A 16,254-nucleotide genomic window follows, 5' to 3' on the forward strand; every position below is an offset into this window, starting at 1 on the left:
TGTCGTCGTTCGTTTTGTCAGCCAGGAGGATCCTGACTGCCTGAGTGAGTTCGATGCTGTCCGGAGGGTGCGCGATGCACCTGGGGGAGTCTGCACAACCTCAGGAATCATAACTTACCTGCGGATTCATCGCTCTTTGATGGAGGGATGAAACCGAGTAAGGAGTTTTGCGCTCTAATAGGAACCAATGAACGACCTCACTGCTTCTTACCGCTGGCTTGACGACGATGGACCCGCATTCGGGGCTCCTGGGATGGAACCGCGCTGGACTTCGAGCGAAAAAGATGCTGTTTCGACTGCTTATGCGGCTTCGAGCCGGGTTTGGTTTACGGTCTCGCATGGGACGTTGAACGAGATCTATTATCCGACGATCGATCGTCCGCAGACTCGCGATATGGAGTTGCTGTTCAGCGATGGCGAGACCTTTGTGCATGAGGAGAAGCGCAACTTCGAGTATGACTTTCATTACATCGATGCGGCTGCTCCCGCGGTCCGGGTGGTGGCCAGCGATCTGGATGGACGTTATACGGTGACCAAGGAGTTCATCTGCGATCCGCATCATCCTGTGGTGTTGATGAATGTGACGATCTCCGGGGATGAGGAGATTCTGTCGCGGCTGAAGTGCTATGCGCTGCTGGCGCCGCATTTGAACGGCGGTGGGGCGGGGAACTCGGCGCGGTCGATCGATGTGGCGGGGCAGCGCTGTTTGCTGGCGTGGAAGGGCGAGACTTCGCTGGCGTTTGGTACGGATTGCGGGTTTGTACGGTCTTCGTGCGGCTATGCCGGGACCAGCGATGGGTACCAGAATCTGAAACAGGATATGAGGATGAGCTGGCAGTTTGGGCAGGCTCTGGATGGGAATCTCGCATTGATGGGAGAGATCGATATTTCGCGGAATCGTGAGTTCACGGTGGCGATCTCGTTTGGGGATGGGCATCATGCGGCGATCGCGCAGATGATGCAGACGCTGGCTTCACCTTATGAGTTACACCGGAAGAGGTTTGTGGATCAGTGGCAGAGAGTGAACCCGCCGGTTGGTTTTGCGGCTGTCTCGACGGATGGCGGGAGGTTGATGCGGATCAGCCAGAACGTGCTGCTGACGCATGAGGACAAGACGTACTCGGGCGCATTTATTGCTTCGGCTTCGGTGCCGTGGGGTGCGTCGAAGGGGGACTCGGACCTGGGCGGATATCACCTGGTATGGACTCGGGATATGGTTCAGACGGCGAGCGCTCTGCTGGCGTGCGGGAGGACGGATACGGCGTTGCGGGCGCTGGTTTATCTGGCCTGCACGCAGAAGCCGGATGGGAGCTTTGCGCAGAACTTCTGGATCGACGGGACGCCGTACTGGACGGGAATTCAGCTGGATGAGGTGGCGTTTCCGATCATTCTGGCGTGGCGGCTTTGGAAGCAGGATGGGCTGGGGAGCTTTGATGTGTTTCCGTTTGTCGAGCGGGCGGCGGCATTTCTGGTGCGGTATGCGCCTGTGACCCAGCAGGAGCGGTGGGAGGAGGCCGCGGGGTACTCGCCGTCTACGCTTGCGGCTGTGATCTCGGGGCTGATCTGCGCGGCTGATATTGTTCGTTCACGGGAGTCAATGGAGCTGGCGGACTACCTGGAGACCTATGCGGATTGGATTGAGTCGCATCTGGACGAGTGGACGACGACGACTGAAGGCGTGTTGCACCCGGATGTGAAGTATCACTACATGCGGATTCGTCCGCCGGCCAAAGGTGAGCCGTTTCATGACGACAGTCTGCCGCCGGGGATGATTCGAATTAATAATCGCGAACCTGGGGAGAGGAATGTGTTCGAGGCTCGCGAGGTGATCGATGGCGGATTCCTGGAGCTGGTGCGGTATGGGATTCGAAGGGCTGATGATCCTTTGATCGTCGATTCGCTGAAGGTTGTCGATCACTGTTTGAAGATCGAGACGCCGTTTGGGGATTCGTGGCGACGATACAACCATGATGGGTATGGACAGAAGAAGGATGGGGGGCGTATGACGGGTCGGGGCAGGGTCGCGCATGGCCGATTCTGACGGGCGAAAGAGGCCACTACGAGCTCTGCGCGGGGAACGACTTCAGCAAGTACGTCAAGGCGATCGAACAGTTTAGTTCGGTTGGAGGGATGCTTCCGGAACAGGTCTGGGACTACGACGATCTACCTTCGCGGGGGATGTATCGCGGCCGGTCGGCGGGGTCGGCTCAGCCGCTGGTTTGGGCGCATGCGGAGTATCTGAAGTTGCTGCGCTCGGCGGCGGATGGCCGGGTGTTTGACCGGATTCAGGCGGTGGAAGATCGTTATGCCGTCGTGAAGGAAAAGCGCTCGTTTACGAACCATATCGAGATATTCGAACCGGGGCGACCGATTTGCTCGCTCTACTCGGGACATACGCTACGCGTTGTGGATCGAGAGCATTTTCGCGTCGTCTACACTTATGACAACTGGGCCACGACGCTCACTCTTGAGTCGCTGTCGGTTGGATATTCGGGATCGTTTGTGGATATTCCGACGGGCGAGGGTCAGGTAGGCAAGATTACGTTTACGCTGGCGTGGCCGGTGGAGGGACAGCAGGATCGCTGGCTGGGGCGAAATATTGATGTCTCCGTCGATCCAGTTCCGGCATCTACCAAGGTGTAAGGATGCAGCGAGCCGGGCCCCGCTAGTACACTGTTATAGTTTGACCAAATCTTCCAGATTCAGCGTCGGCAAGCGGCGCGCGAGTCTCCTGAAAGAGCAAAGGAATAGCATGAGCGAACAGCAGGATTCGAAGCAGCAAGAAATTGACCAGATCTCCATCAACGCCCTCCGCTTTCTCGCCGTCGATGCCGTGGAGAAGGCGAAGTCCGGACATCCCGGAGCTCCGCTTGGATGCGCTCCGATCGCTTATTTGCTCTATCACAAGCTGATGAAGCACGATCCTTCGGATCCGAAGTGGATTGACCGGGATCGTTTCGTACTCTCGAATGGGCACGCGTCGGCGCTGCTGTATGGCGCACTGCACCTGTCCGGGTACGATCTGCCGATCTCGCAGCTGGAGCAGTTCCGGCAGTGGGGTTCGCATACGCCCGGCCACCCCGAGTATGGCGAGGCTCCAGGAGTTGAGGTTACGACTGGTCCGCTGGGGCAGGGCCTGGCAATGGCTGTGGGCATGGCGACTGCGGAGCGGCATCAGGCTGCGGTCTACAACCGAGATACGTACAACATCGTTGACCACCACACGTATGTGCTCTGCGGCGATGGCGACCTGATGGAAGGTATCTCGCATGAGGCGTGCTCGCTGGCGGGAACGCTGGCGCTGGGCAAGCTGATTGTGCTTTATGACGACAATCTGATCTCGCTCGATGGGCCGACGGAGCTCTCTTTCACGGAAGATGTGACGAAGCGGTTCGAGGCTTATCACTGGCATGTGCAGCAGGTTGCCGATGGCAACGATCTGGTGGCGATTGAGGCGGCGATTCTTGCGGCCAAGGCGGAGACGTCGAAGCCCTCGTTGATTCGCGTGCGCACGGTGATCGGTTATGGCAGCCCGAAGGCCGGCACGAACAAGGTGCACGGCGAGGCGCTTGGACCGGAGGCGACCAAGGAGACCAAGAAGAACCTGGGTTGGCCCGAGGACAAGAGCTTCTATGTTCCGGATGAGGCTCGCAAGAACTGGGACACAATCAAGCTGCGAGGCAAGGATCTGCATGCTTCGTGGACCGCGGAGTTTGAAGAGTACGCGAAGGCATATCCTGAGCCGGCGGCGCAGTTCGACCGTACGATCAAGGCAAAGATGGCCGATGGCTGGGAGCAGAAGATCCCGACCTTCCCGACTGAGAAGCCTATGGCAACGCGAAACGCGGGGCAGGCTGTGATGCAGGCGATTGAGAACGTGGTGCCGGAGCTGTTTGGCGGCGCGGCGGACCTGACTGCTTCGACCAAGACGATCTTCAAAGATTCACCGAGTTTTCACGTGGACCCGGCGGGGCGCAATGTGTTCTTCGGCGTGCGTGAGTTTGGCATGTGCGCGATGGTGAATGGCATGGCGGCACACGGCGGATTGATTCCGTTTGGGTCGACGTTCTTCACGTTCTCGGACTACTGCCGTAACGCGCTGCGTCTGGCCGCGTTGATGAGCTTGCATTCCCTGTTCATCTTCACCCATGACTCGATCGGGCTGGGTGAAGACGGACCCACGCACCAGCCGGTTGAGCATCTGATGAGTCTTCGGGCTATTCCTCATCTCACGGACTTCCGTCCCGCGGATGCGAATGAGACGGCAGCGTGCTGGCAACTTGCACTCGAGCGAAAGAGTGCGAGTTTCATGGCGTTGTCGCGTCAGGATCTGCCGACGATCGATGCGACGATAGCTCGTGCGGGTGCGCGGTTTGGTGCGTATGAGGTGGTTTCGTACGGCAAGGATTTGATTCTGATTGCGACCGGCTCAGAGGTTGGACTTATCAGGAAGGCTGCTGAGGAATTGAAGGGGATTGGGATCAACGCGACCGTCGTTTCGATGCCAAGCTTCCATGTCTATGACGAGCAGAGTGACGAATACAAGGCGAAGCTGATGCCCGAAAATACGCCGAAGCTAGCGGTGGAGGCAGGTGCGACGCTGGGTTGGTACAAATACGTCGGCCACAACGGAGGAGTGATTGGGTTGGACCGCTTCGGTGGTTCGGCTCCGGGAGCGGTCGCTTTCGAGAAGCTGGGGTTCACCGTTGCGAACGTGGTCGACCATGCCAAGAAGCTGGTAAAGAAGTAAATGAAGAGGCGGGGTTGATCACCCCGCCTTTTCATGGTCTGGCAATAAACTCCATGTCTACTCAAGCCTGATTACGACTCATTTGCGCCTTGTGACACCGCCCGAGCATCTTAAGCCTGAACGCTATGAAGGTTGATTCCAAGGGCGGTGCCTTGAGGTGGATTGGTTGCGGGCGAATCGCGCATCATGTACCGCCTGGACGGCGTCGGGATGATTGGCAGCGATAAATGCTGCGACCCTCGAACGGCCTCTTCCCTTGATTCAGCACACGAACGTAGCCTTTGGAGTATTGGAGATGATGACTGAATCGATTCAACGTGTCTGGTTTATCACGGGAGCATCGACCGGTTTTGGCCGTCTGCTAGCCGAAGAGGTTCTGAAGTCTGGCGGTAAAGTGATTGCGACCGCTCGCCAGCTGGACAAGGTTTCAGATCTTGAAAAACGGTATCCGCAAAATGCAAAGGCTTTGGCCCTGGATGTCACGGATGCCGGCCAGGTGGATTCGGCAGTGACGCAGGCGTCTGCGCTGTTCGGACAAGTGGATGTACTGGTCAACAACGCGGGCTACGGAGTCGCGGGCGCGATTGAAGAGGTCTCAGAGGCGGAGTTTATGCCGATGTTCGAGACTAATGTCTTCGGTTTGCTGAAGGTGACGCGGGCGTTTCTTCCTCATCTGCGCAAGCAGCGCAGCGGACATATTCTCAATCTTTCGTCGATCGGCGGGCTGATTGGCGGGCAGGGCATCGGGATGTATAACGCGACGAAGTTTGCTGTTGAAGGGCTGTCCGAGGCTTTAGCGGCGGAGCTGGCGCCGTTGGGTATCCGCGTTACCGTGATTGAACCTGGTCCGTTTCGTACTGACTTTCTAGGTCGTTCTGGCGTGATTGCGAAGACTAGAATTGCTGACTACGACAGGACGGCCGCGAATATGCGGAAGTATTTTGTGGAGAATGACGGCAAGCAGGCAGGTGATCCGCTGAAAGCGGTGCAGGCTATGATGCAGGTCGTCGAGTCTGAGGATCCTCCCTTGCATCTACTGCTGGGTGCGAGCGCGTTGCAACGATTCAGGGGCAAGCTGGACAGCTGGCAGAAAGAGATCGCGGCATGGGAGCAGGTGACTGCGGGCGCAGATTTTCCGGAGGGTGAGTGAGTTCTTCCACGTACATCAAGACGATCTTCTGGGACCTCGGCGGGGTTCTGCTCACGAATGGGTGGGACAAAGACGAGCGTACGGAGGTTCTGACTCGGCTCGATGTTGATCTGGTCGACTACGAGTCGCGTCATGAAGAAGCGAACTACTTCTGGGAGCGGGGACTGTCTACTGCTGAGCACTTCTTCAACGTGACGGTTCTGAACCAGAATCCGAATCTGACATTTGATGAGCTCTGGCCGCAGGTCTGCGCGGAGAGCAAGATTCTTCATCCTGAGAGCTTCGATATTCTTGGGGAGCTCGCTACCTCCGGACGATATATGCTGGCCACGCTTAACAATGAGAGCCGTGAGTTGAACGAGCATCGGCTGAATGCGTTTCGGCTGCGACCGTTTTTCGATTACTTTATCTGCTCGGGCTACGTGCATGAGATGAAGCCGCATCCGGGCATCTATCGCGCGGCGATCGAGATCTCGGGCCATCTTGCGGAGACCGCGTTGTTTATCGATGACAAGGTGGAAAATTGCGATGCCGCGGAAGCTCTTGGCATGCAGACGATTTGTTTTGAGTCACCCGCTCAGCTCAGAGATGAGCTCGCACAACTTGGCTTACGGGCCGCATAAGGAAGGAAGATTTCAGAATGTCGTAGTTTTGCTGGACGTGTGAGGGAGCATTGACTCCTCGCATGGACCTTAAATTTCATCTGCCTGGCGAATTTTATCGGTCGGCACAGCATGGAAGGTTTGTAAGGAGCAGATTATGAGTACGAGCACATTACCAATTGGCGTATCAGCGGCGGCGGTGGATGCCACCAAAAAGGGCGAGCGCATTCCAGAGCCCTGCATTGTTGTTATCTTCGGCGCCTCGGGCGATCTCACGAAGCGGAAGCTTCTGCCGGCGCTTTATCACCTTGACCAGTCGGGTCTTTTGCCGAAAGATTTCGCGGTGGTCGGCGTGGCGCGGCGCGATCTGAGTGCGACGTTTGGACCTGATATGAAGGACGGAATTATGAAGGGCGGCGGGGTAGAGGAGAATGATCCGAAGCTGAAGCCGTTTATGGACCGCGTCTCTTACTTCGCGACGGAGTTTGATGACGATGCGGGCTTCGATAAGTTGAAGGCGCATCTGGCTGAGCTTGATGGCAAATTCAACACCAAGGGCAATCGCCTGTTCTACCTTGCGGTCGCGCCAGAGTTCTTTGCGGACATCACGCGGCGGTTGGGTAAGCATGGCATGGCGAGGCCTGAGGCTGCGGATAAGCACTGGGTAAGGGTGATCATCGAGAAGCCGTTTGGTACTGATTTGGAGTCGGCGCGCAAGCTGAACGATGAGATCAACGACGTGCTGGCCGAAGATCAGATCTTCCGCATCGATCACTATCTCGGTAAGGAGACGGTTCAGAATATTCTTGTCTTTCGCTTTGGCAATGGGATCTTCGAACCTGTCTGGAATCGCAACTTCATCGACCACGTCGAGATTACGGCGGCTGAATCGATTGGGATTGAAGGGCGTGGGCCGTTCTATGAAAAGGCGGGCGCCGTTCGCGATGTGCTGCAGAACCATGTGATGGAGGTTCTTTCTTTTGTGGCGATGGAACCGCCAGACTCGTTTGAGGCTGAGGCGGTTCGTACGGAGAAGCTGAAGGTCTGGCGTGCGATTGAGGGTATTCCAGTGAACAATACCGTGCGTGGACAGTATGGTCCGGGCAAGGTAGATGGCAAGGACGTTGTCGGGTATCGGCAGGAGGATCGTGTGTCGCCGGCTTCGAGCACGGAGACGTTTGCGGCGATTCGGCTGGGGATTGAAAACTGGCGATGGGCCGGCGTTCCGTTTTACCTGCGCGCCGGGAAGCGACTGGAAAAACGCGTGACAGAGGTGACAATCGTCTTCAAGCAACCACCGCTGCACCTCTTCAAGTCCAACAGCAGCGAAGACAATATTGCTCCGAACATCATCAAGATGCGCATTCAGCCGGATGAGGGGATTTCGCTTCAGTTTGGCGCGAAGGTTCCTGGGCCGACCACCAATCTTGCGCAGGTGAACATGGCGTTCAGCTATGCGGATGCGTTCGGCAAGTCCTCAGCCAACGGCTACGAGCGGTTATTGTTGGATGCGATGCTGGGCGACGCGACGTTGTTCGCGCACCGCGATGGCGTCGAGGCGACCTGGGCGCTGTTTACGCCGATCCTGGAGGCGTGGGCCAAGGTTGAAGGCAAGCACTTCCCCAACTATGCAGCGGGCTCTGAGGGGCCGGACTGCGCGGATGAGCTTCTGGCGAAGGATGGCCGGAAGTGGGAGCAGCTGTAAGGAAGAGTCGTACGGCACGCTGTTCAGCAGGTCTCCTCAGCGTGCCGGATTCACTGGTTATGTTATGCATCAAGTATTCGGCTGGACTCCAGAGCGTTTGAAACTTATCCCGGAGTCCATCCGTTTCAGGGTAGTCCGTACTTCCATTTCATCGCTGCGAGAGTCCTATGCCCCGTCCAGTTTCGGTTACGTATCGCGTATCGCCAACACCGGCAGCCACGGCCCGGGCCGCTGCGCAGCTTTTCACAGAAGCCGCGGGGAAGGCCGCCGCGTCGCGTGGGCTGGCTCGCATCGCCATCTCGGGCGGCACGACCCCGAAAACGATGTTCGGTCTGCTGGCGGATCCGGCGGAGCCCTTTCTTATGCAGGTTCCGTGGGACAAGCTCGATCTCTACTGGGTTGATGAGCGTTGCGTGCCGCCTGACAATGCGGAGTCGAACTACCGCATGACCAAGGAGGCTCTGCTCTCGAAGGTTCCGTTGCCGGCGGGGCGGGTTCACCGGATGGAGGGCGAGCTTCCGCCGGATGTTGCTGCGGCGCGGTATGAGTCGACGATTCGAAATACGTTCAAGCTTGAGGGTGCGGAGACTCCTACGTTCGACCTGGTGCTGCTGGGTATGGGTGATGACGGGCATACGGCTTCGCTGTTTCCCCATACGGAGGCATTGAACGAGATGAGCCATATCGTGGTTCCAAACCACGTTCCACAGAAGGATACGTGGCGCATCACCTTGACTTGGCCTGTTATCAACCAGGGCCGGGAGGTGGCGTTTTTGATCGAGGGCGCGGGGAAGGCGCAAGTTCTGCATGACGTTTTTCTGGGAGCCTACCAGCCGGAGACCTATCCCTCGCAGTTGATTCGACCGGCCAGCGGACAATTGACCCTCTTGCTCGACTCGGCTGCAGCGTCTAAGCTGCCTGCACCGGCGAATTCCGATTCGACCGGAACTTTGGAGCTCAAATAGATGATTCTCGCTGGGGACGTTGGTGGAACAAAAGTTCACCTTGCACTGTACGACTTCGCCAATGGGCGTTTGCACCCGATCCGCGACCAGAAGTTCCCGGCGCATGAGTTCGCGAGCCTGGACGATGTCGTTCACAAGTTTCTTGCTGGAGACGGGACCAATGCAACGCAGGGAGGGGATATTTTTGGGGCTTGTTTCGGGTGTCCGGGGCCGGTTCGCGATGGGCGCCTGAAGCTGACGAACCTGCCGTGGACGCTGGATACTCGGGACCTGGTGAAGTCTCTCTCGATTCCTCATATCTCTCTGATCAATGACCTCGAGGCGAACGGTTATGGCATCCCCGAGCTTGCGCCGGAGAGCATTTTTACGCTGCATGAGGGTGACCCTGAGGCTACCGGACATGCCGGCCTGATGGCTGCGGGTACGGGGCTCGGCCAGGCGCTGCTGATCTGGGATGGTCAGAAGCACCGCCCGATTGCGTCCGAGGGCGGACATGCCGACTTTGCGGCGCGGAGTAATCGCGAGATCGCGCTGCTGGAGTATTTGCGCGATACGTTGAAGGGGCGGGTGAGCTGGGAACGGGTGGTCTCTGGTCTCGGCATCAAGAACATCTATGCTTTTCTGCGTGACGTGGAGAAGATTGCAGAGCCGGGGTGGCTGCATGACCGAATGCAGACGGAGGATCCGAACGCGGTGATTGGCCAGTGCGCCGAGGATGGTTCGAGTTCGCTTTGCTTTGAGACCATGAAGATCTTCGCTGGAGCTTATGGGGCGGAGGCGGGCAATATTGCTCTGCAGGTGCTTGCGACGGGCGGGATGTACCTCGGCGGGGGTATCGCTCCGAAGATTTTGAAGACGTTGAAGAACGGCACCTTCACCCAGGCCTTCATCGACAAGGGGCGATTGTCGCCGCTAGTCGAATCGGTACCTGTTCGGGTGATCCTGGATGATACGTGCGCCCTGCTGGGGGCCGCGGCGTACGCTGAGGCTCGCGCGTCAGAGAATTCCGGTTATTCGGAACGCGCTGCTTCGGTCAAGGCTTCTTCCTAGTCAATTTCCGTAGGCAATTTAACAGGGCATCCGCGCCTGCGTGATTAAGTACGATCTATCGCCTTCGGGGGTTGACAGAAGGCTGTGGGGATGAAATTTCTGGAATATGCTTCCTTTGCTAGGAAGATCGAGTCAGAGGAGAGGGCGTGATCCTGCAGGTATTCGGGCGCTTCGACTTCTTTTTATCTGGCAGGTTTCCCAGAAGCCGTTTTCTCTCAAGCCGTTATACTGATCGAAGACCCTCTTGCCCACCACTTCTATCATCTCCCCCGAAATCTCGTCGCAAGAAATTCTCGATGCACTTTCTTCCGAAGACATTGCAGTAGGTCCGCTAGCAGCATTTCCTTCGCCGGCGGTGGCGGACGGGCTGGACTTTTCACAGCGCGCCAATCTGATCGAGTTGATGGATCTGCCGTGTTCCTATGAGGAGCTTCGCGCGTGCCTGCATGATATTGCCCGCGTCAACCGGCTCACGCTTGCTCAGCGGCCTACGCTTGGCTGGCTGGAGGGGCTGGTGGCTGCACGTCCTGTTTCAGCGGCTCCGCTGCGCGTGGTGGATGTTGGCTGCGGCTATGGAGATACGCTGCGGATGATCGATCGATGGGCAGCCAGGCGTGGAGTTGGCGTAACGTTGACGGGCATCGATCTGAATCCGGATGCGATTCGAGCCGCGCGGGAGGCGACTCCGTCGAGCCAGCGGATAGAGTGGCTGGTGGGGGATGCGTTGGCCGATCACACCCAGGGACCGATCGACGTCGTCATCTGCTCTCTGCTGACACACCACCTGACGAACGCGCAGATCGTGCTGTTTTTGCGTTGGATGGAGCAGACGGCGCGGCGGGGATGGTTTATCGACGATCTTCATCGTAAGCCGGTGCCGTATCACCTGTTTCGGTTGTGGGCGCGGTTTGCGAACTGGCACCCGTTCGTGAAGAACGATGGGCCGGTGTCGATCCGGCGCAGCTTCGTCGTGGAGGACTGGCGAAGGCTGTGCGCTGCTGCAGAGGTTGCCGCGGAGGCTGTCTCCATTACGGAGCACCGTCCGGCGCGGCTTTGCGTGGGACGTGTTAAGTAAACGGATTCCACGACGTTGCTCCCTTTTAGAAAATACCTTTCTTCGTTTCGAGGCCTTCTTTGATGTTCGTTCGTGACTCTGCTTCTATCCTTTCTGCCTTCGCGCTCTTTCTTCTCACAACCGTTGGAGCGCAGGCACAGCGGCTACCCGTCGAGGTACACCCCGAGCACTATGGGTTGACGGTTACGCCGGATTTGAAGTCGGCGACCTTCGGTGGCGAAGAGACGATCGATGTTGTGCTGGATGTTCCCAGCAAGCGAATCACGCTGAATGCGGCGGAGCTTAGGTTTGGAGAGGTGAAGGCCTATGTTCTGCCTGTGGCTGCGTACTCGTATGGCAAGCTGGGATCGCAGCCTAAGCCCTTGAATCCGATCGAGGCGGATCGGCATCCGCAGATCGCGACGGTGACGCTCGACGGCGAGAAGGAGCAGGCTACGTTTAGCTTTGCCGAAGAGCTGCCTGCGGGCAGGGTCACGCTGGCGATCCGCTATTCGGGGGTGTTGAACGATAAGCTGCGTGGGTTTTATCTTTCGAAGACTGAAGCGCGCAACTATGCCGTGACGCAGTTTGAGCCTACCGATGCGCGGCGCGCGTTCCCAGGCTTCGATGAGCCTGCGTTGAAGGCTACGTATGACATTGCGGTGGTCGTCGATAGGGGCGATACGGCGATCTCGAACTCGAACATGATCTCGGATAAAGCAGGGCCGGTTGCGGGGAAACACACGATTCGATTTGCGACGACGCCGAAGATGTCGACTTATCTGGTTGCGTTTTTAGTGGGCGACTTCAAATGCACGGAAGGTAAGTCGGATGGAGTGCCGATTCGTGTCTGCTCGACGCCGGACAAGGTGGAACTGACGCGGTTTGCGCTGGAGTCGGCGAGGTACGTTCTGCATTATTACGACACTTATTTCGGGATTAAGTATCCGATGCCGAAGCTGGATATGGTCGCGTTGCCGGACTTTGAAGCGGGCGCGATGGAGAACTTTGGCTGCATTACCTATCGCGAAACGGACTTGCTGGTGAACGCGAAGACTGGGGATATTCCCGCGAAGAAGCGGGTTGCGGCGGTGGTGGCGCATGAGATGGCGCACCAGTGGTTTGGCGATATGGTGACGATGCAGTGGTGGGACAATCTGTGGCTGAACGAAGGTTTCGCGACATGGATGGAGACCAAGCCGGTAGCGGTGTGGCACCCGGAGTGGAACTTCGACCAGGACGACGCGCAAGGGCTGAACGAGACGCTGAATCTCGATGCTCAGAGGACTACGCGGACGATACGCGCAACGGCGAATACTCCGGATGAGATCAACGAAATGTTCGACGAGATCGCGTACGGCAAGGCCGGAGCGGTGATCGGCATGGTTGAGAACTACCTGGGCAAGGAGGTCTTCCGGCAAGGAGTGCATAACTATCTGCAGGCGCATCTGTACGCGAACGCGACGGCAGAGGATTTCTGGAGTGCGCAGACCGCGAATGCGCACCTGCCGGTGGATAAGATCATGTCGAGCTTTGTGACGCAACCTGGTGTGCCGCTGCTGACGTTTTCTGAGAGGCAGGCAGGGGGTGTTCCGGTGATGCAGAGCAGGTTTTTCTGTCAGATGGGGAGACGAATCCGCCGGTGGACGGACGAGTGCAGGAATGGACGGTGCCGGTGTGTCTCAAGACGACTGACCGGCCGATCTGCCGGGTGCTGACGTCGGGTGACTCCAGCCTTCCGCTGCCGGTGGATGCCGGGTTGCCGTTCTTCTATAGCAATGCTGCGGCGAAGGGGTACTACCGGACGGTTTACACTGCGGCGCAGTTCAGCGCGATTGATGCGAAGGCAGAGAGTTCAATGATGCCGCCGGAGCGGATCGGGCTGCTGGGCGATCGCTGGGCGTTAGTGCAGTCGGGGCAGGGAGATGTGGGGGATTTTTAAATCTGGTAATGACCTTGAAGGATGACTCCAGTGCGGCTGTGTTGGATACGGCGCATCACGCGATCGAGAAGATCGATTCGGATATTGCGAGTGACCAGGATCGCGCCGAACTGGCCGCAGTGGTGCGGCGGCAGTTCGGCCCGGTGTATTCGAAGCTCGGGAGCCCGATGAAGAAGGAGTCGTTCGATCGGCAGCAGCTTCGCGGGACGCTGTTTGAACTGCTGGGGGAGGCTCACGACACCTCTGTTCTGGCTGAGGCGCAGCTGCTGACCGCGCGGGTCTTCGCAGTGGACAACGAGAAGGATAAGACTCTGGATCCGACGCTGGCGGACGCGGCAGTGCAGGTAAGCGCCGCCAATGGCGATGCGGGGCTATACGACAAAGTGCTTGCGGTGAGCAGGAACTTCAGCGATCCGGAACAACAGACCGATGCGCTGCGGCTGCTGGCGCGATTCCGCGATCCTGCGCTGGTAAGACGTACGCTCGACCTGATTGCTTCGGGAGAGGTTCGAAATCAGGATAGCTGGACCATGCTGGCGGAGCTGCTACGGGATCGGGCGGTCCGCGATCAGGCCTGGGAGTATATGCGGCAGAACTGGGAGAAGGTGAGTGCCCAGTTCACCGTGTCGTCGGGGGCTGAGGTGGTGGGAGCCACCGGGGCGTTTTGCACGGTCAGACAAAGGGACGAAGTGACCGGTTTCTTTGCTACCCACAAGGTTCCGGCAACCGAACGGACCCTCGCAAAGGCTGTTGATAGTATCAATGACTGCATTAAATTGCAGTCTCTTCAGGAGTCGAAGCTGCATGCCTGGCTTCAGCTTCAGTCAAAATGACGAAGGCGCGGTCTGTACAACTTAAGTCCAGGCAGAGTTGGGACATAGCAGTTTCGATGCAGGTGGTGGAGAAACAAGCGGCAAGTCCTTTGGAGCGTCTGTTTGCGGCAAGACGGCGTTGAAGTCGAGATGCCGTCTGTGAGATTTTGTAGACTGACGGTAAAAGTGATCAGGGTACCCAAAAGTGTTATGAATTGGAAGTCATTCTGCGTTGACTTTCAACTTTCGTAACGGTACCTTCCCAATTGAGGACACCAATGAAGAAAACCTGTCTCTTACTAGCCGGCATCGCCCTCCTCTCTTCCGTCGCCCTCCCGCTCTACGCTCAAGACGGTTGCGTGAACTCTCCGGAAAATCCGACGGCGATTCTTGCTGTCGTTGGCTCCGCGGGTGCATTTTTCGTTTCGGTACGTGCTCGCATCAAGGCTCGTCGTAACTCTTCCAAGTAACGCGCCACTGGGATCTGCCACCTAATACTCCCCTGGTGCGCTGCCTGGATCAAAGACCTGAATGCCAACTTTACCTGCTACCGCTGAAGTCAGCCCACTCCGATCGGCTGGAGCGGAGGGGCTGGCCCTATCCCGGGCTGCAGGACTCGCGGCGATTGTCGCGGTGCTCGGTCTGTCCACCATTTTTTCGACCGTGGGTGCTCTTTGGAACCTTTGGACTACGGACGCTCTTAAGTCGATCGGGATGTTCATCCCGCTGGTCAGCTTTGTGCTCGTCCTGCGGGCGTGGCGCTCACTTGGATGGGAGATGGAGGGCAGTTGGTGGGGATTGGTTGTCCTGGTCGTCACGGCCGCGGCCGTGCATATTCGGGACCAGGCGGTTTTGGTGTTTGTTTTTTCACCTAAGTGGTCGGTTTACGTGCCGCCGCACTCGCTTGTTGCCTTCGCGTATGGTGCCGGGGTGGTTCTGCTGTTTGGGGGACACGCCTGTTCCGGGCATCACTGTTTCCGCTCATCCTTCTGTGGTTTGTAAATCCGATTCCTCACATCTTCAACGTGTTTGTCGATTTGCCGTTGCAGCGCGCCTCGGCACACGTCGCTCGCGCTTTCGCGATTGCGTTGGGTCAGCCGCTGAGCCCGGATCAACTGCGGCTGATGTTCACTCCAGAGTTTGGTATGTTCATCGCTCCGGGGTGCAATGGAATTCGGGGCGCCGTCACGATGGGGTTCATTGCGCTTATTGCCGGCTATGTCTATCGCTTTCGCTGGTATGCCCATGCTGCGGTGGTGGCAGGTGCGGTCCTTCTGGGTTACGTCTTCAACTTCGCTCGCCTTTGCATTCTGGTTCTGTATTATCTGGTCGCGTTGCGGATTCCTTCTCTGCGGAGCAAAGCCGAGATGGGGGATTACGTCATCGGCGCGTGCCTCTTTCTTCTGGGGACCTTCCTGTTGTTCTATGTGGTGCGTCGTTTGAGCGAATCGCCCGGCCAGATCAAGCCCCCGGCGCTGACTTTGCTTCACTCGGAAGGCGCAGTTACAGGACGCTCCTTCTACCTTCGTTTTTTCGGAATGCTTGCGCTGGTGTTGTGGAGCTGTGTTGGCGTCGCGCGCGCCTATGTAAGCACGCACAGTGGTAGCGCGGCCGCTCAGAGGAGGGCTGATGAGAAAGCGCCCGGACAGTTCCCCGAGCGTATCGGGAGCTACACTCTGGCGCGCGCCTGGAACGAGAATTTATTTACGGGTCCTCTGATCTATCACTGGGCGGAGTACGCTCCGACGGATGGCGGGGCTCACGTGTCGATCGGGGTTTCGCCGGTGATGGGGTCTCACGATACGCTAATTTGCCACTCTGCGCGCGGGGAGGATCCAATCTGGCGAGACCAGCTTTCGATGCCCACCGCGAAAGGCGCGGTTGGTTTTTCGGGCTCCTTTTTCACCGACGGCGCGACCCAATATCTTGAGGCGACCACGATCTGCAATAGTGGTTCGTGCGGAGAATATTCGAGCGACCGAACTCACTTCGGATTTGTTTACAGCAAGCCGACCTCTCAGTCTCTGCTATCCCAGCAGACACAGCGGCCGATCCCGATTCTGTTGAAGGTGGAGACGATAGACACAACGCTTCCGGTGGAGGTGGCACGCCAGCAGTTGACGACCGATCTTCGCTCTTTCCTCGGCTCGGTGGATCTGGACGGACTGACGAAGCCTTACCGACAGTAATAGAATCCACCTTTGATATTCTTGGCCCTCCAGTG

The 16,254-nt window shown here is 57.8% G+C and carries 13 protein-coding genes and 1 pseudogene; all 14 read left to right on the forward strand.

The window, feature by feature from the left end; genetic code table 11:
* Positions 1-253: 253 nt before the first annotated feature.
* The 14 genes and pseudogenes from RBB80_RS10275 (at position 254) to xrtJ (ending at position 16,219) form a co-directional block, all read left to right on the forward strand.
* A pseudogene (locus RBB80_RS10275) lies at positions 254-2,643 on the forward strand (glycoside hydrolase family 15 protein).
* 109 nt (positions 2,644-2,752) lie between these two features.
* Entirely contained in the window at positions 2,753-4,750 is a 1,998-nt protein-coding gene (gene tkt / locus RBB80_RS10280; RefSeq protein ID WP_433968089.1) for a transketolase, read from the forward strand.
* 214 nt (positions 4,751-4,964) lie between these two features.
* Positions 4,965-5,900 (forward strand): oxidoreductase, encoded by a 936-nt coding sequence (locus tag RBB80_RS10285; RefSeq protein ID WP_433968090.1) that lies wholly within the window; start codon positions 4,965-4,967, stop codon positions 5,898-5,900.
* The gene (locus RBB80_RS10290; protein WP_433968091.1) at positions 5,897-6,523 is read left to right on the forward strand and encodes an HAD family hydrolase; all 627 of its coding nucleotides are present in this window, start codon (positions 5,897-5,899) and stop codon (positions 6,521-6,523) included. The genes RBB80_RS10285 and RBB80_RS10290 overlap by 4 nt, the downstream gene beginning before the upstream one ends.
* A gap of 136 nt (positions 6,524-6,659) precedes the next feature.
* Complete coding sequence (gene zwf, locus RBB80_RS10295; RefSeq protein ID WP_433968092.1) at positions 6,660-8,207, forward strand: glucose-6-phosphate dehydrogenase; 1,548 nt, start codon at positions 6,660-6,662, stop codon at positions 8,205-8,207.
* 167 nt (positions 8,208-8,374) lie between these two features.
* Positions 8,375-9,172 (forward strand): 6-phosphogluconolactonase, encoded by a 798-nt coding sequence (gene pgl, locus RBB80_RS10300; protein ID WP_433968093.1) that lies wholly within the window; start codon positions 8,375-8,377, stop codon positions 9,170-9,172.
* Positions 9,173-10,222 (forward strand): glucokinase, encoded by a 1,050-nt coding sequence (glk, locus tag RBB80_RS10305; RefSeq protein WP_433968094.1) that lies wholly within the window; start codon positions 9,173-9,175, stop codon positions 10,220-10,222. It begins immediately after the preceding gene.
* A 244-nt stretch (positions 10,223-10,466) separates the two neighbouring features.
* The gene (locus RBB80_RS10310; protein ID WP_433968095.1) at positions 10,467-11,297 is read left to right on the forward strand and encodes a methyltransferase domain-containing protein; all 831 of its coding nucleotides are present in this window, start codon (positions 10,467-10,469) and stop codon (positions 11,295-11,297) included.
* 62 nt (positions 11,298-11,359) lie between these two features.
* Positions 11,360-12,994 carry a M1 family metallopeptidase gene (locus tag RBB80_RS10315; RefSeq protein WP_433968096.1) on the forward strand — a complete coding sequence of 545 codons (1,635 nt, stop codon included), beginning with the start codon at positions 11,360-11,362 and terminating at the stop codon, positions 12,992-12,994.
* The gene (locus tag RBB80_RS10320) at positions 12,988-13,218 is read left to right on the forward strand and encodes a hypothetical protein (RefSeq protein WP_433968097.1); all 231 of its coding nucleotides are present in this window, start codon (positions 12,988-12,990) and stop codon (positions 13,216-13,218) included. Before RBB80_RS10315 ends, RBB80_RS10320 begins: the two co-directional genes overlap by 7 nt.
* A gap of 8 nt (positions 13,219-13,226) precedes the next feature.
* Positions 13,227-14,051: an ERAP1-like C-terminal domain-containing protein gene (locus RBB80_RS10325; RefSeq protein WP_433968098.1), complete on the forward strand. Its 825-nt coding sequence runs from the start codon at positions 13,227-13,229 to the stop codon at positions 14,049-14,051.
* Positions 14,052-14,308: 257 nt separating this feature from the next.
* On the forward strand, positions 14,309-14,500 hold the full coding sequence (locus tag RBB80_RS10330; RefSeq protein ID WP_179636531.1) for a PExPT-CTERM protein: 192 nt from the start codon (positions 14,309-14,311) through the stop codon (positions 14,498-14,500).
* 61 nt (positions 14,501-14,561) lie between these two features.
* Positions 14,562-15,032 carry a hypothetical protein gene (locus RBB80_RS10335; protein WP_433968099.1) on the forward strand — a complete coding sequence of 157 codons (471 nt, stop codon included), beginning with the start codon at positions 14,562-14,564 and terminating at the stop codon, positions 15,030-15,032.
* Positions 15,020-16,219 (forward strand): exosortase J, encoded by a 1,200-nt coding sequence (xrtJ, locus tag RBB80_RS10340; RefSeq protein ID WP_433969610.1) that lies wholly within the window; start codon positions 15,020-15,022, stop codon positions 16,217-16,219. The genes RBB80_RS10335 and xrtJ overlap by 13 nt, the downstream gene beginning before the upstream one ends.
* Positions 16,220-16,254 lie beyond the last annotated feature (35 nt).

Source organism: Tunturiibacter gelidiferens, assembly GCF_051013345.1.
GTDB classification, from domain to species: domain Bacteria; phylum Acidobacteriota; class Terriglobia; order Terriglobales; family Acidobacteriaceae; genus Edaphobacter; species Edaphobacter gelidiferens_A.

Excerpts from the sequence above, each read along its gene's own strand:
- pgl (WP_433968093.1), top strand. The coding sequence starts at position 8,375 with ATGCCCCGTCCAGTTTCGGTTACGTATCGCGTATCGCCAACACCGGCA.
- RBB80_RS10315 (WP_433968096.1), top strand. The coding sequence starts at position 11,360 with ATGTTCGTTCGTGACTCTGCTTCTATCCTTTCTGCCTTCGCGCTCTTT.
- glk (WP_433968094.1), top strand. The coding sequence starts at position 9,173 with ATGATTCTCGCTGGGGACGTTGGTGGAACAAAAGTTCACCTTGCACTG.
- RBB80_RS10325 (WP_433968098.1), top strand. The coding sequence starts at position 13,227 with ATGACCTTGAAGGATGACTCCAGTGCGGCTGTGTTGGATACGGCGCAT.
- tkt (WP_433968089.1), top strand. The coding sequence starts at position 2,753 with ATGAGCGAACAGCAGGATTCGAAGCAGCAAGAAATTGACCAGATCTCC.
- zwf (WP_433968092.1), top strand. The coding sequence starts at position 6,660 with ATGAGTACGAGCACATTACCAATTGGCGTATCAGCGGCGGCGGTGGAT.
- RBB80_RS10330 (WP_179636531.1), top strand. The coding sequence starts at position 14,309 with ATGAAGAAAACCTGTCTCTTACTAGCCGGCATCGCCCTCCTCTCTTCC.
- RBB80_RS10335 (WP_433968099.1), top strand. The coding sequence starts at position 14,562 with ATGCCAACTTTACCTGCTACCGCTGAAGTCAGCCCACTCCGATCGGCT.